This window comes from uncultured Desulfovibrio sp. (assembly GCF_944324525.1).
GTDB lineage: Bacteria > Desulfobacterota > Desulfovibrionia > Desulfovibrionales > Desulfovibrionaceae > Desulfovibrio.
The window spans coordinates 1-25,197 of record NZ_CALUWS010000038.1 but is presented as its reverse complement, the minus strand read 5'-3'; the positions used below and the strand labels follow the sequence as shown (position 1 = coordinate 25,197).

At 64.5% G+C, this 25,197-nt stretch carries 19 protein-coding genes, 1 tRNA gene, 1 pseudogene and 1 riboswitch; of the genes and pseudogenes, 11 read left to right on the top strand and 10 right to left on the bottom strand.

Translation table 11 applies throughout. The annotated features are described in order from the left end of the window. Positions 1-417: 417 nt before the first annotated feature. The 4 genes from Q0K12_RS09580 to Q0K12_RS09565 form a co-directional block, all read right to left on the bottom strand. On the bottom strand, positions 418-1,974 hold the full coding sequence (locus Q0K12_RS09580) for a transporter associated domain-containing protein (protein WP_297262374.1): 1,557 nt from the start codon (positions 1,972-1,974) through the stop codon (positions 418-420). 156 nt (positions 1,975-2,130) lie between these two features. Further along, positions 2,131-2,988, bottom strand: coding sequence for a translation elongation factor Ts (gene tsf, locus Q0K12_RS09575; RefSeq protein WP_297262372.1), 858 nt, complete (start codon positions 2,986-2,988; stop codon positions 2,131-2,133). 152 nt (positions 2,989-3,140) lie between these two features. Further along, positions 3,141-3,893 (bottom strand): 30S ribosomal protein S2, encoded by a 753-nt coding sequence (rpsB, locus tag Q0K12_RS09570; RefSeq protein WP_297262371.1) that lies wholly within the window; start codon positions 3,891-3,893, stop codon positions 3,141-3,143. Between the two features lie 387 nt (positions 3,894-4,280). Beyond that, entirely contained in the window at positions 4,281-4,610 is a 330-nt protein-coding gene (locus tag Q0K12_RS09565; RefSeq protein ID WP_297262369.1) for a hypothetical protein, read from the bottom strand. A gap of 265 nt (positions 4,611-4,875) precedes the next feature. On the opposite strand from Q0K12_RS09565, the gene Q0K12_RS09560 reads away from it, so the two are divergent. From Q0K12_RS09560 to ribB, 8 genes are all read left to right on the top strand, one after another. Then, positions 4,876-7,791 (top strand): insulinase family protein, encoded by a 2,916-nt coding sequence (locus Q0K12_RS09560; protein WP_297262367.1) that lies wholly within the window; start codon positions 4,876-4,878, stop codon positions 7,789-7,791. After that, entirely contained in the window at positions 7,791-8,753 is a 963-nt protein-coding gene (locus Q0K12_RS09555; protein WP_297262365.1) for a glycosyl transferase family 1, read from the top strand. The genes Q0K12_RS09560 and Q0K12_RS09555 overlap by 1 nt, the downstream gene beginning before the upstream one ends. Next, positions 8,750-9,529 (top strand): cobamide remodeling phosphodiesterase CbiR, encoded by a 780-nt coding sequence (cbiR, locus tag Q0K12_RS09550; protein WP_297262363.1) that lies wholly within the window; start codon positions 8,750-8,752, stop codon positions 9,527-9,529. The genes Q0K12_RS09555 and cbiR overlap by 4 nt, the downstream gene beginning before the upstream one ends. 38 nt (positions 9,530-9,567) lie before the next feature. Next, positions 9,568-10,821 (top strand): DHH family phosphoesterase, encoded by a 1,254-nt coding sequence (locus tag Q0K12_RS09545; RefSeq protein ID WP_297262361.1) that lies wholly within the window; start codon positions 9,568-9,570, stop codon positions 10,819-10,821. Positions 10,822-11,244: 423 nt separating this feature from the next. Continuing rightward, entirely contained in the window at positions 11,245-12,600 is a 1,356-nt protein-coding gene (sat, locus tag Q0K12_RS09540) for a sulfate adenylyltransferase (RefSeq protein WP_297262359.1), read from the top strand. A gap of 791 nt (positions 12,601-13,391) precedes the next feature. Further along, on the top strand, positions 13,392-14,045 hold the full coding sequence (locus Q0K12_RS09535) for a tlde1 domain-containing protein (RefSeq protein ID WP_297262357.1): 654 nt from the start codon (positions 13,392-13,394) through the stop codon (positions 14,043-14,045). A 183-nt stretch (positions 14,046-14,228) separates the two neighbouring features. Beyond that, positions 14,229-14,504: a hypothetical protein gene (locus tag Q0K12_RS09530; RefSeq protein WP_297262354.1), complete on the top strand. Its 276-nt coding sequence runs from the start codon at positions 14,229-14,231 to the stop codon at positions 14,502-14,504. A gap of 664 nt (positions 14,505-15,168) precedes the next feature. Further along, positions 15,169-15,323, top strand: a riboswitch (FMN riboswitch). A gap of 72 nt (positions 15,324-15,395) precedes the next feature. Further along, positions 15,396-16,112 (top strand): 3,4-dihydroxy-2-butanone-4-phosphate synthase, encoded by a 717-nt coding sequence (gene ribB / locus Q0K12_RS09525; RefSeq protein WP_297262352.1) that lies wholly within the window; start codon positions 15,396-15,398, stop codon positions 16,110-16,112. Between the two features lie 52 nt (positions 16,113-16,164). On the opposite strand, the gene Q0K12_RS09520 is transcribed toward ribB, so the two are convergent. After that, positions 16,165-16,500 (bottom strand): heavy metal-binding domain-containing protein, encoded by a 336-nt coding sequence (locus Q0K12_RS09520; protein WP_297262350.1) that lies wholly within the window; start codon positions 16,498-16,500, stop codon positions 16,165-16,167. 242 nt (positions 16,501-16,742) lie between these two features. Further along, positions 16,743-16,819: transfer RNA gene (locus tag Q0K12_RS09515), tRNA-Arg, on the bottom strand. A gap of 97 nt (positions 16,820-16,916) precedes the next feature. Between Q0K12_RS09515 and Q0K12_RS09510 the strand changes: the two genes are divergently transcribed. Together Q0K12_RS09510 and Q0K12_RS09505 are read left to right on the top strand one after the other, a co-directional pair. Beyond that, the gene (locus Q0K12_RS09510) at positions 16,917-17,522 is read left to right on the top strand and encodes a UbiX family flavin prenyltransferase (protein WP_297262348.1); all 606 of its coding nucleotides are present in this window, start codon (positions 16,917-16,919) and stop codon (positions 17,520-17,522) included. Then, on the top strand, positions 17,519-18,217 hold the full coding sequence (locus Q0K12_RS09505; protein WP_297262346.1) for a metal-dependent hydrolase: 699 nt from the start codon (positions 17,519-17,521) through the stop codon (positions 18,215-18,217). Before Q0K12_RS09510 ends, Q0K12_RS09505 begins: the two co-directional genes overlap by 4 nt. 333 nt (positions 18,218-18,550) lie before the next feature. Here the strand turns inward: Q0K12_RS09505 and Q0K12_RS09500 are convergent, their stop codons facing one another. After that, positions 18,551-19,012 carry a hypothetical protein gene (locus tag Q0K12_RS09500; RefSeq protein ID WP_297262344.1) on the bottom strand — a complete coding sequence of 154 codons (462 nt, stop codon included), beginning with the start codon at positions 19,010-19,012 and terminating at the stop codon, positions 18,551-18,553. A gap of 543 nt (positions 19,013-19,555) precedes the next feature. Continuing rightward, positions 19,556-21,862 carry a hydratase gene (locus tag Q0K12_RS09495; protein WP_297262342.1) on the bottom strand — a complete coding sequence of 769 codons (2,307 nt, stop codon included), beginning with the start codon at positions 21,860-21,862 and terminating at the stop codon, positions 19,556-19,558. Positions 21,863-22,170: 308 nt separating this feature from the next. Between Q0K12_RS09495 and Q0K12_RS09490 the strand changes: the two genes are divergently transcribed. After that, the gene (locus Q0K12_RS09490) at positions 22,171-23,097 is read left to right on the top strand and encodes a DMT family transporter (protein WP_297262340.1); all 927 of its coding nucleotides are present in this window, start codon (positions 22,171-22,173) and stop codon (positions 23,095-23,097) included. Between the two features lie 143 nt (positions 23,098-23,240). Here Q0K12_RS09490 and Q0K12_RS09485 read toward each other — a convergent pair whose 3' ends face one another. Together Q0K12_RS09485 and Q0K12_RS09480 are read right to left on the bottom strand one after the other, a co-directional pair. After that, positions 23,241-24,722, bottom strand: coding sequence for an APC family permease (locus Q0K12_RS09485; RefSeq protein ID WP_297228410.1), 1,482 nt, complete (start codon positions 24,720-24,722; stop codon positions 23,241-23,243). Positions 24,723-24,978: 256 nt separating this feature from the next. After that, positions 24,979-25,197: pseudogene (locus Q0K12_RS09480) on the bottom strand (methylmalonate-semialdehyde dehydrogenase (CoA acylating)); the annotation flags it as partial.

Sequence of the window (25,197 nt, the reverse complement as noted above, 5' to 3'; positions counted from 1 at the left end):
CGCTTCAAACGGAAAAGGCTCAGGGGCCTGTCGGGGGACCATCGGTCAGGGGACGTCCCGCCGGGGGCATGCTCCCTCCATCCTCCCGAACAAGATTTTTTGAAGGGGAAAGGGGGCGCGGGGGGGATGACGGGCAAACGGCCCGCGCAAGGCGTCCTCCGGCCGTCAGTCCCCCGGCGGCATGGGCGAAAAGCGGCGACAGGCCGTATAGTTTGCAACGCAAAGCGCTTCAAACGGAAAAGGCTCAGGGGCCTGTCGGGGGACCATCGGTCAGGGGACGTCCCGCCGGGGGCATGCTCCCTGCCATCCTCCCGAACAGGATTTTTTGAAGGGGAATGGGGGCGCGGGGGAAAGGGGGGACTTTTTGCAAAAAGTCCCCCCTTTCCCCCGCAAAAAAACGCAACGCGACGGCGGCTCTTACGCTTCGCGGCGGACGGCGCGGACTTCTTCGATGCGCTGGCCGTCCATGCGGCGGATCTCCATGGTCCAGTCGTCGAGGCGGCAGGTCTCGCCTTCCGTGGGGATGTGGCCCATCTTTTCGAGCAGCAGCCCGGCGAGGGTGGCGCTGCTGCTGCGGGCGGGGATGCGGATATTGAGCCAGGCGGTCACGGCGTCCACGGAGAGACGTCCGGGCATGAGCCAGCTGCCGTCGGGCTGGCGGCAGGCTTCCGGCCCGGCGGGCATGTCGCCCATTTGTCCGGCCAGCACGCCGAGCAGGTCGTTGGGCGTGATGACGCCGACGACGCTCCCGTATTCGTCGCGGACGAAGGCCAGCGGCACGGGGTCGTTGCGGAAGATCTCCAGCAGGTCGGACAGGCCGGCGTGCTCGAAGATATCGGGGGCGTGGCGCAGCAGGGGTTTCAGGGACCATGCCGTCTTGTCGCCGTCGGCGCTGGCGGCCAGATCGCCCGCGTGGACGACGCCCAGCACCTCGTCATGGTCCGTATCCAGCACGGGCAGCCAGGCCAGCGGCGAGGAGGCGGCAAAGGCGCAGGCCGTTTCCCGGTCGGCGTCGCTGGCGAGCCAGCGCACGCGCTGGCGGGGGGTCATGATGAAGCGGGCGGTGCGGCCGCTCAGGCGGATGACGCGGGCCACCATATCGCGTTCTTCAGGGGCGAAGATGGCTTCGCTGTCGGGCTCGGTGGCCAGGGCGGCGGCATCCAGCCGGGCTTCTTCCTCGCCGTAGCGGCTGCCGCCCAGCAGGCCCAGCACGGCGCGGGCCGTGGATTCGCGCATGTCGCGCATGCTGATGCGCTTGCGCCGGTTACGCAAGGCGATCTGGTTGCAGCATTCCACCAGCACGGAGAAGCAGATGGCCGCGTAGAGATAGCCCTTGGGCAGATGGAAGCCCAGACCGTCCATGACGAGGCTCAGACCGATCATGAGCAGGAAGCCCAGACAGAGGATGATGACCGTGGGATGCTTTTCCACAAAGCTGGTCAGGGGCGCGGCGGCCAGCACCATGACGCCCATGGCCGCCATGACGGCGAGCATCATGACCGGGACATGGCTGACCATGCCTACGGAGGTGATGATGGAGTCCAGCGAGAAGACCGCATCGAGCACGAGGATCTGGGCGATGACCTGCCAGAAGTTGGCGTGACCGTCCTGAGCGCTGTAATCCAGCATGTGGCCTTCGAGGCGTTCGTGCAGCTCCATGGTACCCTTGAAGAGGAGGAACACGCCCCCGGCCATGAGGATGAGATCTCGCCAGGAGAAAGCCTTGCCCGCCAGGCTGAAAATGGGTTCGGTAAGGCCCACGATCCAGGCGATGGCCGACAGCAGGACGAGCCGCATGGCCAGCGCAAGGCCCAGACCGGTGAGGAAGGCATGCCGCCGCTGGCGTTCCGGCAGGCGCTGGGTGAGGATGGAGATGAAAACAAGGTTGTCGATGCCCAGCACGACTTCCAGCAGGACCAGCGTTCCCAGACCGGCCCAGGCCGACGGATCGGCGACCCACGTCATATCCCACATAATGTTTGTTGACTCCCGCGCGCGGTGCGCGCTCTTTGCGGTGGTTACACGGCGTTACGCTATGCCGCGAAGTGTTACAAAAAAAGGGGGGCGCAAGCCCCCCTTCGTTCAACAACGTAAAAGCGTTCCGTCCGGCATTTGCCAGTCATGCGCGCCTTATTCAGCCGCAAGCTGGATGCGGGTGAAGCCCGCCACCTTGATGTCGTCGCCCACGGCCTTGGCCACTTCGCGCACCACATCGGCCACGCTCTTCTTGTCGTCGCGGATGTAGGGCTGTTCGAGCAGGCAGACTTCCTTCTGGAACTTCTTCACGGCGCCGTCGGCGATCTTGTCCACGATCTGGGCGGGCTTGCCTTCTTCCAGAGCCTTCTGGCGGTAGACTTCGCGCTCACGGGCCACGGCTTCCTGATCAAGGCTGTCGGCATCCAGCGCCATGGGGTTGGCGGCGGCCACCTGCATGGCCACGTTCTTGGCCAGTTCCTTCACTTCTTCCTTTTCGGCGGTCTCGGCCTTGCCGCAGTGCAGGTCCACCAGCACGCCGATCTTGCGGTTGGCGTGGATGTACTGGCCGATGACGTCGCCCTCGCCGGCCTTGCTGTGGCGGGTGAACTTGCCGAGCTGCATGTTTTCGCCCACGGAAGCGATGAGCTGGGTCACTTCGTCGCCGATGATGCCCTGCAGGGCGTCGGCATCAGCGGGATTGGCGTCCAGCACGCTCTGGGCGACCTTCAGGGCAAGGGCTTCGAACTGCTCGCCGCGGGCCACGAAGTCGGTCTCGCAGAGCAGCGCGGCCATGGCCACATGCTTGCCGTCGGCGCTGGCGGCCACGGTCACGAGGCCTTCGCTGGTGGCGCGGCCGGACTTCTTGGCGGCCTTGGCCATGCCCTTCTGGCGCAGCCAGTCCACGGCCTTTTCCAGATCGCCCTCCACTTCCACGAGAGCTTTCTTGCAGTCCATCATGCCCGCGCCGGTCTTTTCGCGCAGTTCTTTCACCAAGCTAGCGGAAATAGCCATTTTTTCTTCTCCATGTATCCGGCATGGCCGGTTGCGGCAAAAATACGGAAGGCGGAAAGCGCGCCGGGCGTCCTTTCCGCCGGGGACGGCAGGCGCGTGGCGGGAGGAGTCCCGTCACGCGCCGTCCGGGGAGCTGTCGGCTCCGGCAACAGTTATTCGGCAGCGCCTTCGACGGCTTCAGCGGCCTTCTGCATGGCCTCTTCAGCGTTCACTTCGCCCTTGGACATGGCGGCGCCTTCCTGGCAGGCTTCGGAGAAAGCCGTCACGAAGAGCTTGATGGCGCGGATGGCGTCGTCATTGCCGGGGATGATGTAGTCGATGACGTCGGGGTCGCAGTTGGTATCGGTCACGGCCACGATCGGGATGCCGAGCTTGCGGCATTCCTTGACCGCGATGTCTTCGCGGTTGGGGTCGATGATGAAGGCGAGCTGCGGCAGACGGTCCATGTTCTTGATGCCGCCGAGGGTCTGCTCCAGCTTCTGCATCTCGCGTTCCAGCAGGAGGATTTCCTTCTTCTGGTAACGGTTGATGCTGCCGTCGGCAAACATGCCTTCCAGTTTCTTCAGGCGGTCCACGCTCTTCTGGATGGTCACGAAGTTGGTGAGGGTGCCGCCCATCCAGCGGTTGGTGACGTAGTACTGACCGGCCTTGGTGGCTTCGGTGGCCACGGCTTCCTGAGCCTGACGCTTGGTGCCGATGAAGAGCACTTTGCCGCCCTTGGCCACGGTGTCCACCACCTTGTCGTAGGCCACGCGGAAGAGCTTCACGGTCTGCTGCAGGTCGATGATATGGATGCCGTTACGGGCGCCGAAGATGTAGGGACGCATCTTGGGGTTCCAGCGGCGGGTCTGATGCCCGAAGTGCACGCCGGTCTCCAGCATCTGCTTCATGCTGACATAAGCCATTGTTCGATCCTCCAAAGGGTTGTTGTCTTCCACCCCGGCCCTGACCCTGCAACCCGCCGTGCGGACGCTTCCGCCGCGGCGAGCACCCCGGGCCGCTGCCGGAGTGTGCTTGATGAACGCGGCAATCTAGCCCGGATGCGAAAAAATGGCAAGAGGCTGGATGCCGTCCGGCTCGATGGCCGGTGCCGCTTTTTGCGGGCCTGCGCCGCAGAAAGGCGCGGGCCCCGGCGCCCTGCGGGAGGCCGTCGTGAGGGGCGGGAACGCCAAAAGGCTCCCTGTGACAAGGGAGCCTTGGCCTGCGACCGGAAGCGGGAGCCTCACAGCGCAAAGGGGGAAACGCCCCGCATGGCCGTCACTGGCGGCGGCCGGAAGGCGGTGGGGAATGCGCTATCCCCGGGGGGCGGCCTGTCGGGGGCCGCTGCCGTCGCGTGGGCCATAGCCGGGCCCGGAGCCGTCACACGGCCCGTAGCCGCCTGCGTCATTGTTCCGGGACCGGTAATTGCCGCCGCCCTGTCCGCGCCCCTGCCCGCGTCCGCGTCCGTCGCGCGGGCCGTTGCCGGGGCCGCTGCCGTCACAATCCCTGCCGTTGCGGGGGCCGTTGCCGTCGGGGCCGGTCCCGTCGCCGTAACGGGCGTGCGCCGTGCCGGGGAGCGTGTTCATGAGCGCCAGGCCGGCGCAGGAAAAGCCAAGGGCGGCAAAAAACTGTCTGCGTGTCATGGGGAACCCCCTCTGCCCACTGGGGAAAATGTCGTCCCCGCTCTTGCATCGGGCGTGCCAGCCGGAAAATGCCCTAAACCGGGCCAGGTTTGTAACATTCTGTATAAAAAATGAACAGATGCGCCGTCCCGGCATTGTCACCTGTCCAGAAAATGGGCAGGCGGCGGACGTTGCAAAGCGCGGCACAATCCGTATACTGCCTGCACTCGACATCGCGCGGCCCTCCCCCGCTGGAAAAGCCGCGGACAGCCCCACAGGACGACACATGAAGACATACGGCTTTGAGCTTCTCACCGAACGCGCCATGCAGGAAGTCCACGGCACGGCACGCCTCTGGCGGCATGCCGTGACCGGAGCGCAACTGCTTTCCATCAGCAATGACGACGAAAATAAATGCTTCGGCGTGAGTTTCCGCACGCCGCCGGCGGATTCCACGGGGGTCGCCCATATCCTGGAGCATTCCGTGCTCTGCGGTTCGGACAAGTATCCGGTCAAGGAGCCGTTCGTGGAGCTGCTCAAGGGCTCGCTGCAGACCTTCCTCAATGCCTTCACCTTCCCGGACAAGACCTGCTATCCCGTGGCCAGCGCCAACCTGCAGGACTTCTACAATCTTATGGACGTCTATATGGACGCCGTCTTCCATCCCCGCATCAGCGAGGACATCTTCCGGCAGGAGGGCTGGCACATCGAGGCCGAGTCTCCCGACGAGCCGTGGTCGTACAAGGGCGTGGTCTACAATGAGATGAAGGGGGCCTACTCTTCGCCGGATTCCGTGCTGGCGGAACAGAGCCAGCAGGCCGTCTTCCCGGACACGCTCTACAGCCTGGATTCCGGCGGCAATCCTGAAGTGATCCCGGACCTGACCTACGAGGCTTTCCGGGATTTCCATGCCCGCTACTACCATCCTTCCAACGCCCGTTTCTTCTTCTGGGGAGATGATCCCGAAGAGGAACGCCTGCGCCGCGTGGCCGAGGTGCTGGAGGGCTATGCCGCCCGGCCGGTGGATTCCGCCGTGCCCCTGCAGCCGCGCCGCGAGACGCCCCGGCAGATCGAGGTGCCCTATGCCGCGGCCGAAGGCGAGAAACGCGCGCTGTTCACGGTCAACTGGTTGCTCGGCGAACGGGGCGACGTGTATCAGGCCCTGCTCATGGAGATGCTCGAGCATATCCTCGAGGGACTGCCGGGCTCGCCTCTGCGCCGGGCGCTCATCGCTTCCGGGCTGGGCGAGGATACCACGGGCTGCGGTCTGGAGACCGACCTGCGGCAAATGTACTACTCCACGGGCCTCAAGGGCGTTGATCCGCGCAAGGTGCCGGAGGCCGAACTGCTCATTTTCGAGACGCTGGCCTGCCTTGTGGAAGAAGGCATCCCCGCCTCCGCCGTGGAGGCCGCCGTCAACAGCGTGGAATTCGCCTACCGCGAGAACAATTCCGGCCGCTTCCCGCGCGGGCTGGCGGCCATGATACAGGCGCTTTCCACCTGGCTGTATGACGGCGACCCGCTGGCCGCGCTGGCTTGGGAAGCGCCGCTGGCGACCATCAAGGAGCGCCTTGCCGCCGGCGAAAAACTGTTCGAGGACGCCATCCGTACCCACTTCCTCGACAATGCCCATCGCGCCACCGTGGTGCTGCTGCCGGATCACGGGCTGGAGAAGGCCCGGCTGGATGCCGAAGCCGCCCGGCTGCGGAAGGCGCAGGAAGCTTGCGATGCGCAGGCCCGGCAGCGGCTGGTCAGCGAGACCGCCCGGCTGCAGGCGGCGCAGGAAGCGCCCGACAGCCCCGAGGCTCTGGCCACCATCCCCAATCTGCATGTGGCGGACATGCCGCCGCGCAATACGCCGCTGCCCATCGCCGGCCGGAGCCTGTCGTCCGGCAACACCCTGCTTTGCCATGAGCTGTCCACGCAGGGCATCGCCTATGTCGGACTGCTGCTGCCGCTGGATACGGTGCCGCATGCCCTGCAGCCGCTGCTGCCTCTTTTTGCCCGCTGCCTGACCGAGGTCGGGACGGCCCGGCGCGACTTTACGGAACTGGGCGCGCACATGGCCGCCAAGACCGGCGGCGTGGGCGCGGACATGGTGCTGACCACCCACCGGGAAGGCCGGGGCGCGGTGCGCTATCTGGGCGTCATGGGCAAGGCCGTACAGGACAAGATCCCCGATCTGTTCGACATTTTCCGGGAGATCCTGCTTGAGCCTCTGCGGGAGAGCGATGTGCTGCTGGAGCGCATGGGCCAGATGCTGCTGGAAGACAAGGCCCGGCTGGAGCACGGCCTTGTGGCGGCGGGCCATGCGGCCGTGGGGCTGCGTCTGCGGGCTCACTTCACCGAGCTGGGACGGCTGGCCGAACGGACGTCCGGTCTGAGCTACCTGCAGGAGGTGCGCCGTCTTCTTGAACGGCTGGAGCGGGACCCGCAGAGCCTGCTGGCCGATCTGGAGACCCTGCGCAAGCATGTGGTGGCCCGGCCCGGCGCGCTGCTGGACGTGACCGGCGAGAGCACCGCCCTGCACCGTGTGGAAGAGGAAGGCGCCCGGCTGCTGCGCAGCCTGCCGGACGTGCGGACGGGCGAACCCGTTGCCGTGCAGCCGCTGGATCTGCCCGATGCCGAAGCCTTCTTTGCGCCGGCGCAGGTCAACTATGTGGGCAAGGCGGCCAATCTCATCGACCTGGGCTATCCGTACCGCGGGGCCATGAGCGTGGTGCTGCGTTCCCTGCGCATGGGCTACCTCTGGGAGCGGGTGCGGGTGCGCGGCGGCGCGTACGGGGCCATGTGCACGCTGGACCGTCTGGGCGGCAATCTGGTGCTGGCCTCCTATCGCGATCCCAACGTGGAGGAGACCCTGCGCGCCTATGACGAGTTGCCCGCCTTCCTGCGGGCCAACGCTCCCGATGCCGATCAGCTGGAGCGGGCCATCGTGGGCGCCATCGGCGATCTGGACGCCTACCTCCTGCCGGATGCCCGCGGGGCCCAGGCCCTGTCCCGGTATCTGTCCGGCGATACGGAGGAACTGCGTCAGCGGATGCGCGAGGAGATCCTCGCCACCACGGCCAGAGACTTCCTCGAAATGGCGGACGTGCTGGAAGAGGTGGCCAAGGCCGGCGTGATCTGCGTGCTGGGCGGCGCCACGACCCGTGCCGCGGCGCAGGCCCACGGCTGGAGCGGTCAGGAGATCATGGCCTGATGACCGCGCAGGAAAAACGCCATCTCACGCTGGTGCTGGGCATGCATCGCAGCGGCACCAGCGTGCTGGCCCGGGCGCTGCCCGTGCTGGGCATCAGTCTGGGGGAGCGCCTGCTCCCCGCGCATCCTTGCAATCCCAAAGGATTTTTTGAGGATGCCGACATCAATGCGGGCAATCGGGCGCTGCTCAAGGAACTGGGCGCAAGCTGGGAAAGCCCGGTGAGCTTTCGCGGCCTGCAGGGCCGTTTGCGGGGACTGGCCACTTCGGAGTACGGCCAGGCCGCATTGGCGCTCATCCGGGAGCGGGGGCAGGCCGCCGACGGTCAGGCGGCGGAGCGGGGCGAGCCCCTGCCCGCGGCCCTCGCCTTCAAGGAGCCGCGCATGAGCCGTCTGCTCACCTTCTGGCGGCCCATCTTTCTGGCGGCGGGCTGCGCCCTGCATGTCTGCCTTGCCTTGCGTCATCCGGCCCATGTGGCCGCGTCGCTCACGTCGCGCAACGGCTTTTCGGCGGCGCAGGGCTGGCGGCTCTGGCTCTATCATACCCTGGACGCCCTGGAGGGCTGCGAGGGTCTGCCTGTCCTCGTGGTGGATTATGACACCCTGCTGTGCGCGCCGGAAGCGCAGATACGGCGTCTGGCCCGTCATCTGGGCCGTCCGGTGCGGGAGCAGGCCCTGAGCGTCTTTCGCGACAGCTTTCTGGACGCGAACCTGCGGCATCATGCCGCCGCGCCGGGCGGAAAGGCGGATGAGAGCGCGGCCGCCGCAGCCGGCCAACTGCCCGGCGAAGCGGAGATCGTGCTTGCCGAGGACATGTACGCCACCCTGCGCGCCGCGGCGCATGACCGTTACGACATGAACGCGCCCGCCCTTGCCCGCCGTCTGCTGCGCTGGCGCAACGCGCTGGAGGCCCTGCCTCCGGCCCCCTGCATGCTGGCGGCCAGCGATGTGGGAGGGGGACGATGACCACGGATCGGGACGAGCTCCCTCCCCTGCCCTCTTCCCCCGCGCCCGTGGCCGCGCCGTCCTTCGTGCTGCCGGAGAGCGTCGCCGGGAACGTCCGCTTCCTGGCCGGCCGGGTGGAAGAGGTGGCGCTCTGCTTTTTCGAGAACGCCGCCTGTCTGGCCTATACGGAGCGGGACCTGCCGCCGGATCTGCGGGATCTGCCCCTGCGCTGGCATGTGCACCTGCCCTTTGACCTGCCGTGGCCGGAGACCGCCTCGGCGGCGGCCTGCCGCCCCGCGCTGGACGCGGTACAGCGTCTGCTGGACAAGATCGCCTTCCTTGCGCCGCGCTGCGCCGTGCTGCATGCCCCCAACGCCCCGACGGACGTCCGTCAGGAGCTGCTGCGGCATGCCGCCCGTTTCTGGCGCGAATACCATGACATCCCGCTTTTGCTGGAGAATACCTACAATTGCGACGTGCTGGAGCTGGGTGAAGGCTTTCTGGACGAGGCCGGTCTCGGCTTCTGTCTGGACGTCGGACACCTTCTGGGCTATGCTCAACATGCCTTGCGGACAAGCGCCCTGCCGTCGCGTGCGGCCCTGCTGCACTGGAGCGCGCCCTGCGGGCGGGATGCGCATGCCGCGCTGACCCGCCTCACGGAGGAGGAGCATGTCCTGCTGCGTGAGCTGATGCCGCGCCTGTCCGCCGGGGCTGTCCACTTGCTGGAGATTTTCCGCTGGCGGGCGCTGGAAGAATCCCTGCCCGTGCTGGCCCGGCTGCGCGGTCTCGCGTCGTAGCCCTCCCCGTCACGAGCAAAGCAGAGCAGGAGCGTCGCATGAGCGCCACATCGCCTCTTGTCGCAGCCATGCGTCAATGGCGGCACACCCTGAGCAAGGAAGAACGCTGGTGCATCCTTATTGTGGCCGATCCGGATGCGCTGGCGGCGGCAATGGCCCTCAAGCGCATCATGCAGCACAGGGTCAAGGCCGTGGACATCATGCGCGTCAACGAGGTCACGCGACCCGACAACCTGGCCATGATTCGGTATCTCCACATCCCGGTGAAGGCGTGGCAGCCCGAAAAGGCCGCCTCCTACGATCGCTTTGCCGTGGTGGACTCCCAGCCGCATCATCACGTCAGCCTCAAGGACATTCCCTTCAGCCTGGTCATCGACCATCATCCCCTGCCGCCGGAACCCTATGAAGGGGCGCAGCTTTACGACGTGCGGCCCGACGTGGGCGCGACCTCAAGCATGATGACGCGTTATCTGCAGGGCCTGCGCATCACGCCCGCTCCCCTGCTGGCCACGGCCATGCTCTACGGCATCCGTACCGATACCGCCGCCTTCGAGCGCAGCGGCGGCGAGGATGATTTCCGCGCCTATCAGTGGCTGTCCCGCTATGCGGATACCGCCATCCTGCGGCGCATCCTGCGCAGTGAATACCTGCGGGAGTGGCTGCCGCTCTTCAGCCGCGCCTTCCGCTCGCTGGTGGACTGCCGGGGGGCCGGAGCGCAGGCCTGGCTGGGGGAAGTCAGCAGCTCCGATCTGCTGGTGGCCGTGGCGGACTTCTTTACCCGCGTACACGGCCTGCGCTGGATAGCCGTCAGCGGCATTGCGGCCAAGAATACCGTGGTCGTGATCTTCCGAGGCGACGGCAGCCGCGATATCGGCCGCATGGCGGACGCCTGCTTCTACGATGTCGGCTCGGCCGGCGGCCACCGGCGTCTGGCGCGGGCCGAGTTCCCGCTCTCCGCCGTGCCGGAAGGCATGAAGCCGCAGGAGTTCGTGCTGCGGCGTCTGCAGACGCGCAAGCTGCGCGCCATCACCGCCCGCCCGGCCGCTCCCGAAGCCGGCACGGAAGCCGCCCCGGCGGAAAAGACCGCTGCCGCTCAGGCGGCGACCGCTGATGCGGCGTCCACCGCCCGCCCGGAAAAGGCCGCCGACGGCAAGTCCGCCGAGAGCAAGCCCGCACGCAAGACCGTATCCACACGCCGTGTGCGCGAACATCCCCGGCGCAGCACGCCCGCGCCGGACAGCCACGGCGGACGCGGCAACGCGGACGAGGAAAGCGAACGCGAGAACGACTAAGGCCTGTTGCCCCTGTTCATTGTTTGGGGGGAAGGGGAACCCCTCGCTCTGCTGTCGATGCCTGTAAGGCCTTACGGCCTAACAGGCACGGCCCTACGGGCCGCCTTTCGGTCGCGCTCTGCTGTCGATGCCCGTAAGGCTCCTGCGTCGCCTAACGGGCACGGCCTACGGCCGCCTTTCGGTCGCCGCCTGCGCGGGAGGCCCAGCCTTTTCACAGCGAAGCGAGAAAAGGCGTTCTCGCCATCCTTCCCCCAATCCCCCATTCTTCCCCAGCGCGCTTTTATCTTGGGCCCCCATCCTTCACGTACGGGAAAAGGCGAGAGCCGCGCAAAGACGACCCACCGGCAGCGGGAAAGCTCCGCTCGCTTTTTTCCGGCAAGTCTGGCAGGATCGACGGTAAATCATCCCTGAGGAGGTCCCGCCATGCTTTCCACCGTCATGCCTCGTGATCCCCGTGCGTCTGAAGCGCAAACAGCCGGGCAGCTGCCGCCGCCGCACGGCGGACGCGGCCTGCAGTGCTGTCAGGTTCCCCCGGAAGAAGCGGCGGAACTGCTGGCCCGTGCCGCCAGTCTGCCGCGCATCGAGGTCAGTTCCCGCGCCGAGGGGGATATCCTCATGTTGGGCAACGGGGCCTTTTCGCCCCTGCGCGGTTTCATGGGGCGGGAGGACTGGCAGAGCGTCTGTCGGGACATGACCCTGGCCGACGGCACGTTCTGGCCTGTGCCCATCACGCTGGACGTGGCGGAAGAGGTCGCGGCGGCGCTGCGTCCCGGGCAGGAGGCGGCACTCTGGCGCGAGGGGAGTTGTCTGGCCATCATGCAGGTGGAGGAAGTCTGGCCCCTGACGGCGGATGACCGCCGCCGGGAGTGCGAGCAGGTCTTTCGCGGGCGCGGCCCGGCTTCGGATCGCTTCTGGGAGACGGCCCCCGACGACCATCCCGGCGTGCGGATGGTACTGGCGCAGCAGCCGTACAATGTGGCCGGAACGTTGCGCGTGCTGGCCCATAGCCGCATGGCGGAACAGTTCCCGGATCTCATTCTTGATCCGCTGCCCCTGCGCGAGGCGCTGCATGCGCGGGGCTGGCGGGACGTGGCGGCTCTGCAGTTGCGCAATCCCATGCACCGCTCGCATGAATACCTGGCCAAGATCGCGCTGGAAGTTTGCGACGGGGTGGTCATCCATTCGCTGGTGGGCGCACTGAAGCCCGGCGACATCCCGGCGGCTGTGCGCCTGCGCTGCATCGACACGCTGGTACGGCGTTATTTCGTGCCGCAGCACGTCATCCAGGCGGGCTATCCGCTGGACATGCGCTACGCCGGCCCGCGCGAGGCCCTGCTCCATGCGCTCTTCCGCCAGAACTACGGCATTTCCCGTCTCATCGTGGGCCGGGATCATGCCGGCGTGGGGGACTACTACGGCCTCTTCGAGGCGCAGGAGATCTTCCGCCATATCCCCCAGCCTTCCGATCCGGCCAAGCGCCTGCACACGCAGGCCCTGCCGCTGGACTGGACGTTCTACTGCACGGCCTGTGACGGCATGGCCAGCCTGCGCACCTGCCCGCACGGGCCGGAGGAGCGGGTCATCCTTTCCGGCACCCGGCTGCGCAAGCTGCTTTCGGAAGGCCAGCCCGTGCCCGATCACTTCGGACGTCCTGAAGTGCTGGAGATACTGCGCGAATACTACGCCGGCCTGAGCGAGGCCGACCGCCCTGTCATCCGTTTGCAACAGGCCTCGACGCAGCCGGATGCGCTGCAGGCACAAGAGCGCCGGCGCGGTTAGAGCAATTCCCCATTGAAAATGGGGATGGCTCTGGTAGTCGCGAGAGCGACTACCCGCAAGCGAACACACGGAAAAACCACGCTTTTTCCGTAGTCTGAGGGCAGCGTCAGCAGGGAAATTGGCCACGATTTCCATGAGAATCCGCTCAAAAACGCTGGCCGCGCCATTCGCTGTCTCACAGCGTGAAAGCCCCTGTTGCCCTGCATACGCAATGTCCGGCAGCTAGCCTGGCTGCGGGACATTGCGCATAGATGACGGCAAAAACGACAATGCACGTTCAGCATTCGGGCCGTCGCAAGGTATTGCCGCACATGGTCTCTTCTTTCGGGACGCTTGATCATTTCCTGCTGAAGCGCGAAGCGTTAACCATACGGTTTGTCGTATCGCGAGAAAAACGCGGTTTTTCCGCCCTTGGTGGGTCGGAAGACGTTGTGCTGCCGCCTCGTGTGCCGTCCTTTTCAAGTTCAAGGGTAAAACGCTCTTGACGCTATTTATATTTTTTTACTTATTTGATAGTCTTTTGTTGCGGTCGTGGCCCGGAAAGGCCAGGAGAACCTTGCCGGGGACGTTTCCTGCCGACGGGGAAACGCCTCGCCGGGCGTCGATGTGCCCTCCGCCCGTCCGGAGGGTTTGAGGCCCTCAAAACATGCCGTATGCAGGGGGAACCCAGAGGGAACCGGCAAAGGCAAAGCTCAATGCCGGCAAGCCTAATCCTGAAGTTCTCGGACCTTCCCTTGCCGTGACGGATTTGTAAGGCCTCTTGCAATGGAAAGACATTTGGAGGTGCATATATGCCGCTCGAACATGAATTTTTCTCACAAGAACAGGTTGATACTTTGTACAACCTTGCAAAAGCGCGTGGTCTTCCTGTTGACTCTATGCGATATGATGAATTTATTAATTATGTATATGGTGATATGCAGTGGAATGCATGTTCTTTTATTGAGCTATCGCTCTATCAAAGTACCCCTTCTTTATCAGAGAATATTTCAGTTTCCACTGAAGTAGTGACGCTTTTGTTCGATGGTGAGAGGCTGTATTGGAATCAGGGGAAAATTTCAACGTCATGGCCTGCCTATTCAGGTTCAGAGGAGTATTTGACGGTAAAAAATTATAGTGTCGAAGCGCAAAAAAAGAAAGATGAAGGGCCTATCCCCGCAGGCTGGTATAGTGTGAAGCAAGACAGGTATCAGGAGCGTCCGTATGGTTTCATTGGAATGAGGACCTGGCCCGGCGGCAGCAAATCATGGGGCAATCACCGTATTTGGCTTGAGCCTGAAGCGGGAACGAATACATATGGAAGAACAGGGATGAGCATACACGGCGGCGATGTCCCTGGATCTCGTGGATGTATCGATCTTGTTCGTGGCATGGAAGCATTTGCCCAACGGTTCAGAAAATATGGTAAAGATATGCGGCTGGAAGTGAGATATCCCGGGAACTAGCATGAATAATAGAATTTTCTCCTTCAAACTTTCTCTCGGGGAATGTCTCTGGCTGCTTGTTTGTGCCCTCATGACGGCGTTATGGGCAAGCGAAGTCTGGATAGTCCACAGCGAACCGGAAGAATACGCGTACCTGTGGGGCAGTGAAGGGCCGGTGGCCAACGTGTGGTATTACGACTCGGAATGTCTGTACCTGCTTCATCTTACGATTTTGATCGTCTGGTTTCTGTCTGGGATATGGCTTTGTTTGTGCCGATGGGCATTGAGGCGAAAGTTGCTGTTCGTGCACTTTTGCTTGAGCCTGCTGTGGCTGGCGACTGCCTGCATCACAACCTATTTTGGGGATGGTTAGTACGCGTTTTGCTATTCGGAAAGCAGGCGGCTCGCGGCGTAAAGAGGCGGATACTCGTGATGCGCCTGCCGGACCGAGAAAGCGTATGGAGCCTTACCTTGACCTGATCTAACAAAAAAAGCCGCTCCGGGAAATTGCCTTCTCTCCCGTGAGCTGCCCGCTATCGTCCTCCTTCCAGCCGGGGAGCGACTGCTCCCGGCCTTTTCCGCTGAAGCGGGCCGGGGCGCGCCTTAGGGCCTGTTGACACTAGTTTTACAAATAATTTCAATATATAAGCCTTGTCTCCCGTACACACTCCGCTTGCCATAGAGGCGGGGTTGCCTCGTTTCCCTGACTCTTCCCCCGGTAAAAGCACGCTGGGGAAGAGATGGGGGAAGGGGAACCCCTCCAGCGCCGGCGGCGATCCAACGGGCGGCCCGCAGGGCCGTGTCCGCTAGGCGACGAAGGAGCCTTACAGGCATCGACAGCAGAGCGCGACCGAAAGGCGGTCCGTAGGGCCGTGCCTGTTAGGCCGTAAGGCCTTACAGGCATCGACAGCAGAGCGAGGGGTTCCCCTTCCCCCCAAACAGACAGCGAATAGTGTTGACAGGCCCTAAGCGGATTCTCATGGAAATTGTGGTCAATTTCCCTGCGGACGCTGCCCTTACCTGTGGAAAAAGCGTGGTTTTTCCGTGTGTTCGCTTGCGGCTAGCCGCTCTCGCGACTACCAGAGCAATCCACATTTTCAATGGGGAATTGCTCTTGCTCCTGAGCGGGAGCCGTGCTAGGCAGGGGGCAACTCAGGGCGGGGTGCAAGTCCCCACCGGCGGTGATGGGTGTTGGTCGTGTGGGCCGCGCCACAAGCCCGCGAGCGCCTCCAGCGAGGGTCAGCAGAACCGGTGTGAATCCGGTGCCGACGGTAACAGTCCGGATGAAAGAGTATCTTGTTGGCAGCGGACACGCGTGTCGTGTCTGGCTGCGCGCCCTGATGCCGTATATCAGACCACGGAGTTTGGTTTATGCATCAGTTTTCTTCCCACTCCCCTCTTGTCTCCCCTTCCGTCACCGCTGCACCGGCTGTACCTGCCACGTCGGATGCCCCCGCCGCATTTCTGGCCAGATCTCCCGAGCAGCGCCTGCAGGCGGCGCTTGACGCCCTGCGCGCCGGAAAGGGCGTGCTGGTCCTTGATGATGAAGACAGGGAAAACGAGGCGGACATCATCTATGCCGCCGAATCCTGCACCGAGGCCCAGATGGCCCGCCTCATCCGGGACGGCAGCGGCATCGTCTGCCTCTGTTTGACGGAGGAGGCCTGCGCGCGTCTGGACTTGCCGCCCATGTGCGCGCGGAATACCAATCGCCAGCAGACCGCCTTCACCGTCAGCATCGAGGCCGCCGAAGGCGTGAGCACCGGCGTTTCCGCCGCCGACAGGCTGCGTACGGTGCAGGCGGCCATCCAGCCGCAGGCCCGCCCCGCCGACCTGCGCCGCCCCGGCCATGTCTTCCCGCTGCGGGCCAGGCCCGGCGGCGTGCTGGAGCGCCGCGGCCACACGGAGGCGGTCATCGATCTCATGCTGCTTGCGGGTTTGCGGCCTTGCGGATTGCTCTGTGAGCTGACCTTGCCGGACGGCCGCATGGCCCGGCGTGATGAGGCGGCCGCCTATGCCCGGCAGCACGACATGCCGCTCTGCACGGTGGAGGATATCGCCCGTCACCGGGCGCGCCATGCCGTATAATGCAGACGGCCGCCCCGTCAGGGCGTGTTATCTTTGAAAAAGAGAACACGCCCTAACTTACGATCATGGCGGAGCCGGAGACGGACACCATCAGCATCCCCTGCCCTGAAGTGGCCTCGGTAAGGTTGATGCGCACGCCGTATACGGCATTGGCGCCGCGCTGCAGGGCTTCACGCTTCATCATGTCCAGCGCGATCTTTTCGGCTTCCTTGGCTTTCGCGGAAAAGGCATTGGATTTCATGCCGAAAAAATCCGTTATGGAGGACAGCAGGGAAGAAATGGGGCCTGTCCCCAAGATGCAGTACCCGGAGACGAGGCCGCAGTCTTTTTCCGTCCCGCGCGGCTGCAAGGTCGTGATGAACATCGTATCGATAAAATCTTGTGACACGCTCTTACTCCTCGTGTGCATATGATGATTTGGGAAATATCCCCTTCATGCCGGCAGGTGTTCACTGCTTTTCGATTGAAAAGCGCTTTCGACGGGGAGCGGGCCATGCCGGGGATAGGCGGCGCATGCCGGGAACGGCCACGTTTACGCCCATTCTTGTGCTGATACAGATGTTCTGGGCCGGAAGCAATCGGCAAAAGGAAAAGAAAAAGGGACGCACACAAGTGCGTCCCCGAAATCTCTGGCGCGCCCGACAGGATTCGAACCTGTGGCCTTTGGCTCCGGAGGCCAACGCTCTATCCAACTGAGCTACGGGCGCGCAGGTCTCTACCATGCCTTCCCGGGCTGGTCTTGTCAATGAAAAAAACTTGCGTCCCGGGCTGTCAAGGCGGGCCGTTCTCCCCTATACTGTCGGCATGACGGTTTGCAAAACCCTTCTTCTCGGCGTCAGCGGCGCCAGCGGCATGCCGCTGGCCCTGCGCTTCCTGCGGCAGTGCCGGGCGTTGCCCGGACTGGAGCTGCACCTCATCCTGTCGCGGGGGGCCGAGGCCGTCCTCAGGGCCGAGGGAGGCCCGCCGCCTGACGCCTTCGCCCGGCTGGCGCATGTGACGCACGCGGCGGACGATATGGCCGCGCCCCCTGCCAGCGGTTCCTGGCGGCACGACGGCATGGTCATCGCGCCCTGTTCCATGAATACGCTGGGCGCGCTGGCGGCCGGGGTGACGGGCAATCTGCTGCAGCGGGCGGCGGACGTCTGCCTCAAGGAGCGGCGGCCGCTCGTGCTGGTGACGCGGGAAAGTCCGCTCTCCCGCATCCATCTGCGCAATATGCTGACCTTGCAGGAAGCCGGAGCCGTCATCATGCCCTTTTCGCCGGGCTTTTATCTGCAGCCCCGCACGCTGGACGAGATGCTCGACCAGTTTTGCGGCCGCATCCTCGATCAGCTGACCATCGACCATCCCCTCGGGCGCTGGGGCGACGCCCCTGTCCCGCAAACGACCGCACACAAGGAGCAACCATGAGCAGCATCACCTGGTACGGCCATTCGGCCTTCGTCATCAGCAGCGAGGTGGACGGCGCGCGCCGCAGCCTCTGCATCGACCCCTTCCTGACGCCCGCCTCCGGTACGGATGCGGACGGTCTGGGCCCGCTGGACATCGTGCTGGTGACGCACGATCACGCGGACCATGTGGGCGACGCCGTGAGCCTCTGCAACAAGACCGGGGCCATGCTCGGGGCCATCGTCGGCACGGCGGAAAAACTGGTCGCCCAGGGCGTGCCGCAGGCGCAGCTGCTCAACGGCATCGGCTTCAACATGGGCGGCACGGTGGAGCACGCCGGTTTTGCCGTGACCATGATCCCGGCCTTCCATTCCAGCGAATCCGGCTGTCCGGCGGGCTACATCATCCGCACGCCCGACGGCCTCACGGTCTACCATGCCGGGGATACCTGTCTGTTCAGCGGCATGGCTCTCTGGGGGCAGCTCTATCCGCTGGACGTGGCGCTGCTGCCCGTGGGCGGCGTTTTTACCATGGACGCCCGGCAGGCCGCGCAGGCCTGCGCGCTGCTCGGCTGCAAGAGCGTCATCCCCATGCACTGGGGCACCTTCCCGGTGCTGGCGCAAAATACGGAGGAATTCAAGCGTGAGCTGGGCCTGCGCGCCCTGGATTGCCGCTGCATCGACATAATGCCCGGCAAGACCGTAAGCTTTGCCTGAGCCGCTCCGTAAGGGGGATAATTTCCTGCCGGACGGCAACATCTTCCTCCGTCCAGAGGGACAGGGGACACTTCCGAAAATATCACGGGGGACGTCATCACGCCTGCGCGCGGACGTCCCCCGTTCGCTGTCATCCGGCCGGAGCCGCTGCCGGGACTGTCGGCCCGCCCCGCCGTACCGGGTATGGGAACCAGAGCGTTTTGCCGTTGAAAAACACATGACGCGAGCGGCGGTACAGCGTCACCCGGCCCCAAATGGACGGAAAACCGCGTTTTTCCGCGAAACGACAGGCCGCATGATGTGAAAGGCAAGGCCTTTCACGCGAAAAAGGCTCTAAAAAGAGACCTGCCAGCGCTCCCAGGAAAAATTGCTCAGGAATTGGGGGGGTATTCGCGGTCCCAGAGGAGGATGGATGATGCCGCATCTGCCCGATACTTTATGCACGGCTCCCCAGTGCCTTTCTTCCGCATCGTCCCGGGGAACAAGATATCCCTCGATGATATAGGCATCCGGCGTTTCCGCAACGATGTCTCCCATACGGAACGAGAGATGTTCCTCACCGATCTCCTGCAAAAAACGCGAGAACCGCTTCCGGATACACTCTCGGGCTTGTGCCGCGGTGATGGTCGTCTTGTCCGCCATTGTCGTCGAAACGTCTTGTGTCATCGTCCGATCCCGCATGGCCTGAACAGGTGCATTTCTTATGTCGCCGGACCGACCTTCAGCGCAGGCGGATGAGGACAGCAGGAGCAGTGCGGCAATAACGAAGCCTTTTTTCACACAAAACGCCGGCATGCCCGCCTACCTGAAAAACGTGGACCGGACTTTTTTCCAGGGCGTGCACAGTTCGGGCGGAGCTGAGAGTCGTGTGCAGTCCTCACCGTAAAGTGAGCTTTCTTGGAGGACCGTTTCCGGTCCGAACACCTTGGAGTCGGGCATATCGAATATATTGCTGGCATACAGCAGCTTGTGTGTCGCGTTATCAAGTATTTTATAAAATGCCGGTTATGATAGGCCAGAGAGAAACAAACTGTCATAGATAGCGCAGACTCTGGCTATGTAGCATGGCGATTCGATGGAGAAGCAGTTCGTTTCAGCATATTCCCGCATCTTTATGAAAAAGGCATAATAGCAGTAGGGAACAGCCACAAAAGCAGGAAAAGGAAAAGAGCACATTTTTCATGGCACTTTTGCAACCTAGCGCTTCCGAGCTTGCACCACCTTCCCGGACTTGCAGGAGCAACCCCGCTTCGCGAACGGGGCCATCACTCAGGCAGGTCCTCCCCCCTTCTTCCGTACATGCGTCGGAGAAAAGGAGGGAGGGCCTGTCAACAGCCTCTAGCGGTTGTAGAAGTTGATCAGGCAGCCGTCGAGGATGATCTGCCGTTCGTCGTCCGTCAGCTCGCCGAGGCGGAAGGTGCAGGGCCGGGCCGGGCCGCCGTCGGCGGGCAGTATCCAGCCGGCGATTTCGCTGGCCTTCGCTTCCACGGCTTCGCGCACGGCGGGCAGCAGGATGCAGTCCTCGACGGCAAGGCTCTCCGCCAGTCCCGCATCGCCCAGCAGGGGCAGCATGCCCCAGTTGATGAGATTGGAGCGGTAGCGCTTGGTGGCGTACTCCACGGCGATGTTGGCCCAGCCGCCCAGCACCTTCTGGCAGGAGGCCGCCTGTTCGCGGGCCGAGCCGTCGCCGGGCTTGCGGGCAAAGACCACGGAACCGATGCCGATGCGGGACAGGTCGGCCAGCATGGCTTCACAGAGGGCGGGCTCGATCTCCCGGAAGGGCGCGCACCAGGTCTCCAGCGCGGCGCGGACGGTAGCCTCGTCCTGGGCGAGGCGGGCCGTTTCCACAGCCTGCGTCTCCTTGGCGCGGCCCACATAGGCCGGGTCCTTGCGCGACAGGGTGAACTCCGCCAGCTTGAGCGGGTTGGAACGCAAGGAGGACGTTTCCCCGGAGGGGATGAGCTCGTCCGTGGTGGTGACCGGGTCCGTGATGACCGAGGCCACGCGCAGCAGCAGATGCGGCGGCAGGGCGCTCATGGCCGGCCAGTCGGCGATATTGGGGCCGCGCTTGAGTTCGGCGTCCGCTTCGGGATGGTCGAAGCCGTTGTAGACGCGGCGTCCGTAGACCAGCGGATCGAAACGGTAGCTCAGATCGACGTTCCTGAGGCGCGCGCTGTCCCAGTCCAGTTCCGTGGCCGGAGTGAGACGGCCGCCGTTGGCCGCCGTGGCGGCGATGGAGCGCGCGTCCATGAGGGCCACGCCGGACACCTGCCCGTTGCCGGGCTTGGAGCCTTCGCGGTTGGGGAAGTTGCGCGTGGAGTGCCGGATGGAGAGCGCCCCGTGAGCGGGCGTATCGCCCGCGCCGAAGCAGGGGCCGCAAAAGGCGTTCTTGATGACCGCGCCCGCTTCCATGAGCTTGGCGATGGCCCCGTTACGCACCAGCGCCAGGGCCTGCGGTTCGCTGGCCGGATAGACGGACAGCGAGAACTCGCCGTTGCCCGTGCTCTGCCCGTCCAGGATGGCCGCGGCCATGCAGCAGTTCTCAAAGGAACCGCCCGCACAGCCGGCGATGATGCCCTGATCCGTCCACAGGCCGCCGTCATGGAATTTTTCGCGCAGCTTGAGGCCTTCGCCCGCCGCGCCGAACTGCTTCACGGCCTCGGCTTCCACGGCGGCGAGCAGTTCCTCGCCGTGGCGGGCCACTTCGGCCACGGGATAAACGTTGCTGGGATGGAAAGGCAGGGCCATCATGGGCGGCACGGCGGCCAGATCGACCCGTACGAGGCGGTCATAGCAGGCCGGGCCTTCGGGCCGCAGGGGCGCGTAATCGGCCTCGCGGCCGTGCAGGGCCAGGTACTCGCGCACCTTGTCGTCCGTCACCCAGATGGAGGAAAGACAGGTGGTCTCCGTGGTCATCACGTCGATGCCGCAGCGGTATTCCACGGAAAGACCTTCCACGCCCGGCCCGGCGAATTCCATGACCCGGTTCTTGACGAAGCCGTCGGCAAAGACCTTGCCGATGATGGCCAGCGCCACGTCCTGCGGGCCCACGCCGGGCTGCGGCGCATTCTCCAGCCAGATGAGCACCACTTCCGGGGCGGGCACGTCATAGGTCTTGCCGAGCAGCTGCTTCACGAGCTCCGGCCCGCCTTCGCCTATGGCCATCGTGCCCAGCGCGCCGTAGCGGGTATGGCTGTCCGAACCGAGGATCATCTTGCCGCAGCCGGCCATCATCTCGCGGGCGTACTGATGGATGACCGCCAGATGCGGCGGCACGAAGATGCCGCCGTACTTGCGGGCCGCGGTCAGGCCGAAAAGGTGGTCGTCCTCGTTGATGGTGCCGCCCACGGCGCAGAGGCTGTTATGGCAGTTGGTCAGGGCGTAGGGCACGGGGAAGCGCTTGAGGCCGCTGGCCCGCGCCGTCTGGATGATGCCCACATAGGTGATGTCATGGGACGCTAGGGCATCGAAGCGCAGGCGCAGGGTCGTCTCCCCTTCCGGCGCGGTATTGTGGGCCGAGAGGATGCGGTGGGCCAGGGTGGCCCGGCGGGCGGCCGCGCAGTCGATGCCGCGGGCGGCGGCTTCCTCTTCGGAGAGCAGGTGGCCGTCATCGACGATGACGGGAGAATCTTGCAAGCTGATCATGGCGTTCCCTGTGGTGAAAGGTCTCTGGATACGAAACCGTTCCGCCGGAAGCCGTGTGCGGGGTAACGCATGTCCCGCAAGGGCGGGCTGGGCAGACGGTTTTTCCCTGGATCTGCGCCGTGCGGCACGCGGCGCAGTATGCCACAGGGCCGCATGCCTTGCAATGCGGCCGGCTCCCTCCGACAGCCGGCCCCGCAGGCGGAGGGGAGGCTGGCGCAACAAAAAAAATGAATTTGAGAAAAAAAGCACTAACCTCTTGTCGACGGCTGCCGTTTTGGGCACACTCCCCCCGAACGCTGCGGAGGTGCATGGACATGGGTTTCTTTTACGGCTTGTTTTCCTCGGCGACCTTCGGCCTCATCCCCTTTTTCAGCATCCCCCTCATGCGGGGAGGCATGAGCGCCGAATGCGCCCTGTTCTACCGCTTTCTCATCGCGTCCCTGACGCTCGGGCTCATCCTGCGTCTGCGCGGCGAGCGCTTCAGAGCGCCGTTGCCCATGCTGGGCGGGCTCTGCCTGTCGAGCCTCTTCTACCTGCTGGCCGCGCTGCTCCTGTTCTGGAGCTTCCGCCACATGCCCAGCGGCATGGCCTCCACCATCCAGTTCCTCTATCCGGTGCAGGTCATGTTGATCATGGTCTTTTTCTTCCATGAACGCTTCTCGTGGATTACCGCCGCGTCCATCGCGCTGGCCGTGGCCGGGGTCTACATGCTCGGCGGGGACAGCACGAGCGGCGAGGTCTCCCTGCTGGGCTTCGTGATGGCGCTGCTGTCGAGCCTCTGCAACGCGCTGTACATCATCGGCCTGCACGTCACCCGCAAGCCGGGCCTGAGCGGTCTGGCCGTCACCTTCTGGGTGCTGGCCTTCGGGGCCGCCATGTCCTTCATCAGCGCCCTGCTGACGGACAGTTTCCGTCTGCTCGTCTCCTGGGACGAGCTCCTCCATGTGCTGGGGCTGGCCATCATCACGGCGCTGCTCAGCAACCTTACGCTGGTGCTGGCCGTGGAGCGCATCGGCTCCACCCTGGCCTCGGTGCTCGGCGTCATGGAACCGCTCACGGCCGTGGTGGTGGGGATCATCGTCTTCCATGAGCCCTGCACGGCGGCGGTCTTTTCCGGCGTGGGGCTCATCTGCGGTTCGGTGCTGCTGGTCATGCTGGGCCCCCAGCTGCTGGCCCTGGCCAGACGGCAGGGGCGGACGCCAGGATGGACGAAGGGCAGCGGACAGCAAGCCTGAGCATCTCCGCACGAAGACCATCCGCAAGCCGGGTGGTTTTTTTGTCCCGGCGGGACGACAGCCCGGCGGCAGGACATGAAAAAGGGAGGCCCCGCAGGGCCTCCCGCTTGAGGAGCGGCGGCATGCCGCCGATGGCTGTCCGGCTATGCGGCGTCCTTCTTGAAGAAGACCGGCAGATCCCGGCTGCCGAGCACGCGTTCGCGCATCTCTTCTTCGGGGATCTTGCTCCATTCGGCCCGCTTGGTGAAATAGAAGATCACGCCAAGGGTGATCCAGGCCAGCATGATCCAGCGCGGGGCCGCGCCGATGAGCGCGGGCGAGCCGGGCGTCAGCAGGAGCAGGATGCAGATGATGGAAACGGCCGCGCCGATGATGCAGATCACCGGCTTGCTGCCGCGCTGCTCCGCCGGCTGGCTGCTGGTCAGGCGGTAGCCGGCAAGGCAGGTGTACAGGTAGGCGATGGCCGTCCCCACGGCGGACATGTCCACGATCCAGCCCACAACGGCGCGGCCGCACCAGGGCGTCAGCAGCACGATGCAGATGGTGAAGACGATGGACTTGTAAGGCGAGTGGAAGCGGGGATGGATGTCCGCGAACCACTGAGGGATGATGCCGCCGCGGGCCATGCTGAGCAGCAGGCGGGTGGTGGCCACATAGAAGCCGTTGATGCCGGTGCAAACAGCGCCCAGCACGGCCGTGGCCAGCACCACGGCGCCGAACTTGCCGTAGGCCATCTCGCAGACCACGCCCGTGGCCCAGGCCGTTTCGCCCTTGGCCTTGAGGGCGGCCATGTTGGCCAGCATCTCAGGATAGGGGATGGCGATGGCCACGGCAAAGGTCACCATGGCATAGAGCAGCCCGCCCCAGATGATGGCCGCCAGCATGATGTTGCGGGCCTTCTTGGGCGAGAAGGAGAATTCCTCGGCCACCTGCGGCACGGTGTCGAAGCCCACATAGAGGAAGGGGGAGATGGCCACGATGGCCAGGATGGAGGTCATGGGCGAACGCCCTTCGGCGAAGACGGGGTTCAGGTTGCTGAGCTGAGCGGTCTCCAGCGACGTGGAGCCGAAGAAGAGCAGCAGGATGCCGACGCTGAGGGCAAAGGCGAGGATGACCTGGAGCGTGCCGGCGATGCTGATGCCCCGGTAATTCATAATGCCGAAGAACAGCGTGGCCGCGCACATGAGCAGCACTTCGCCGGTATAGACCTTCCAGCCGGCGATGGTGTAGAGCTCCCCGAAGTCGAAGACCCCCGGCAGCAGGAAGCGCACCAGCAGGCCGAGGGCCGAGATGTTGATGCAGATGATGACCGCATAGCCCAGCACCAGGGCCCAGCCGCAGATGAAGGCGGCCGTCGGCCCGTAGCCGATGTAGGCATAGGCGTATTCGCCGCCGGCCACGGGACAGTATTCGATCATGTAACTGTAGACCACGGCCACGAAGCAGAGCAGCAGCGCGCCCACGCCAAAGGCGATGAGCGTGGCCAGCGGGCCGGAATTGGGCAGGAAGGAGTCGCCGGGCAGCACGAAGCAGCCCCAGCCGACGATGCAACCAAGGGCCAGCGCCCAGACCTGTGAGGGCTTGAGCGTCTTTTCAAGGCGTTGCGAGGGGTGGGTATTCGCCATGAGCATCCTCCAGAGAGAACGGGTTGATGCGGCGCAGCCGCATGAATCGGTCCTGGCCGGCGCCATTGCGTCGGGATGCGTATCCTGAAACCGGGGGCGAGATCTCCTCCGGCGGCAATGCGCCGTACGGGCTGTATCAGAGCGGATACGGGCGGGGAGAGCGGGCTCCCCGCCCCTCGTAAGCACGATGTGCGGAGCCTGTCCGCGTCGCGGGCGTCATGCCGTCGGCATCACGTCCCGAGGGAAGGCCCGGCCGCTAGGAGGCCACGCAGGAGCGGACCGAAGCGGACTTGGGCGCGTCCTGTCCCTTCTGGCCCCTGGGATCATAGGTACGCACCGTGGTGATCTTGTTCTGGGTGAAGAAGTCCAGGCCGTCCTTGCCCTGCACCTTGTCCGTCCCGAGCAGCGACCCCTTGATGCCGCCGAAGGGCACATAGGGATGCGGCGCGCAGATGCCCACGTTGACGCCCACCAT

Coding starts and splice junctions, on each gene's coding strand:
- Q0K12_RS09545 (WP_297262361.1), top strand. CDS start 9,568: ATGAGCGCCACATCGCCTCTTGTCGCAGCCATGCGTCAATGGCGGCAC.
- Q0K12_RS09555 (WP_297262365.1), top strand. CDS start 7,791: ATGACCGCGCAGGAAAAACGCCATCTCACGCTGGTGCTGGGCATGCAT.
- Q0K12_RS09510 (WP_297262348.1), top strand. CDS start 16,917: ATGACGGTTTGCAAAACCCTTCTTCTCGGCGTCAGCGGCGCCAGCGGC.
- Q0K12_RS09535 (WP_297262357.1), top strand. CDS start 13,392: ATGCCGCTCGAACATGAATTTTTCTCACAAGAACAGGTTGATACTTTG.
- Q0K12_RS09490 (WP_297262340.1), top strand. CDS start 22,171: ATGGACATGGGTTTCTTTTACGGCTTGTTTTCCTCGGCGACCTTCGGC.
- Q0K12_RS09530 (WP_297262354.1), top strand. CDS start 14,229: ATGTCTGTACCTGCTTCATCTTACGATTTTGATCGTCTGGTTTCTGTC.
- Q0K12_RS09565 (WP_297262369.1), bottom strand. CDS start 4,610: ATGACACGCAGACAGTTTTTTGCCGCCCTTGGCTTTTCCTGCGCCGGC.
- ribB (WP_297262352.1), top strand. CDS start 15,396: ATGCATCAGTTTTCTTCCCACTCCCCTCTTGTCTCCCCTTCCGTCACC.
- Q0K12_RS09495 (WP_297262342.1), bottom strand. CDS start 21,862: ATGATCAGCTTGCAAGATTCTCCCGTCATCGTCGATGACGGCCACCTG.
- Q0K12_RS09505 (WP_297262346.1), top strand. CDS start 17,519: ATGAGCAGCATCACCTGGTACGGCCATTCGGCCTTCGTCATCAGCAGC.
- cbiR (WP_297262363.1), top strand. CDS start 8,750: ATGACCACGGATCGGGACGAGCTCCCTCCCCTGCCCTCTTCCCCCGCG.
- Q0K12_RS09560 (WP_297262367.1), top strand. CDS start 4,876: ATGAAGACATACGGCTTTGAGCTTCTCACCGAACGCGCCATGCAGGAA.
- Q0K12_RS09485 (WP_297228410.1), bottom strand. CDS start 24,722: ATGGCGAATACCCACCCCTCGCAACGCCTTGAAAAGACGCTCAAGCCC.
- Q0K12_RS09580 (WP_297262374.1), bottom strand. CDS start 1,974: ATGTGGGATATGACGTGGGTCGCCGATCCGTCGGCCTGGGCCGGTCTG.
- tsf (WP_297262372.1), bottom strand. CDS start 2,988: ATGGCTATTTCCGCTAGCTTGGTGAAAGAACTGCGCGAAAAGACCGGC.
- rpsB (WP_297262371.1), bottom strand. CDS start 3,893: ATGGCTTATGTCAGCATGAAGCAGATGCTGGAGACCGGCGTGCACTTC.
- Q0K12_RS09500 (WP_297262344.1), bottom strand. CDS start 19,012: ATGCCGGCGTTTTGTGTGAAAAAAGGCTTCGTTATTGCCGCACTGCTC.
- sat (WP_297262359.1), top strand. CDS start 11,245: ATGCTTTCCACCGTCATGCCTCGTGATCCCCGTGCGTCTGAAGCGCAA.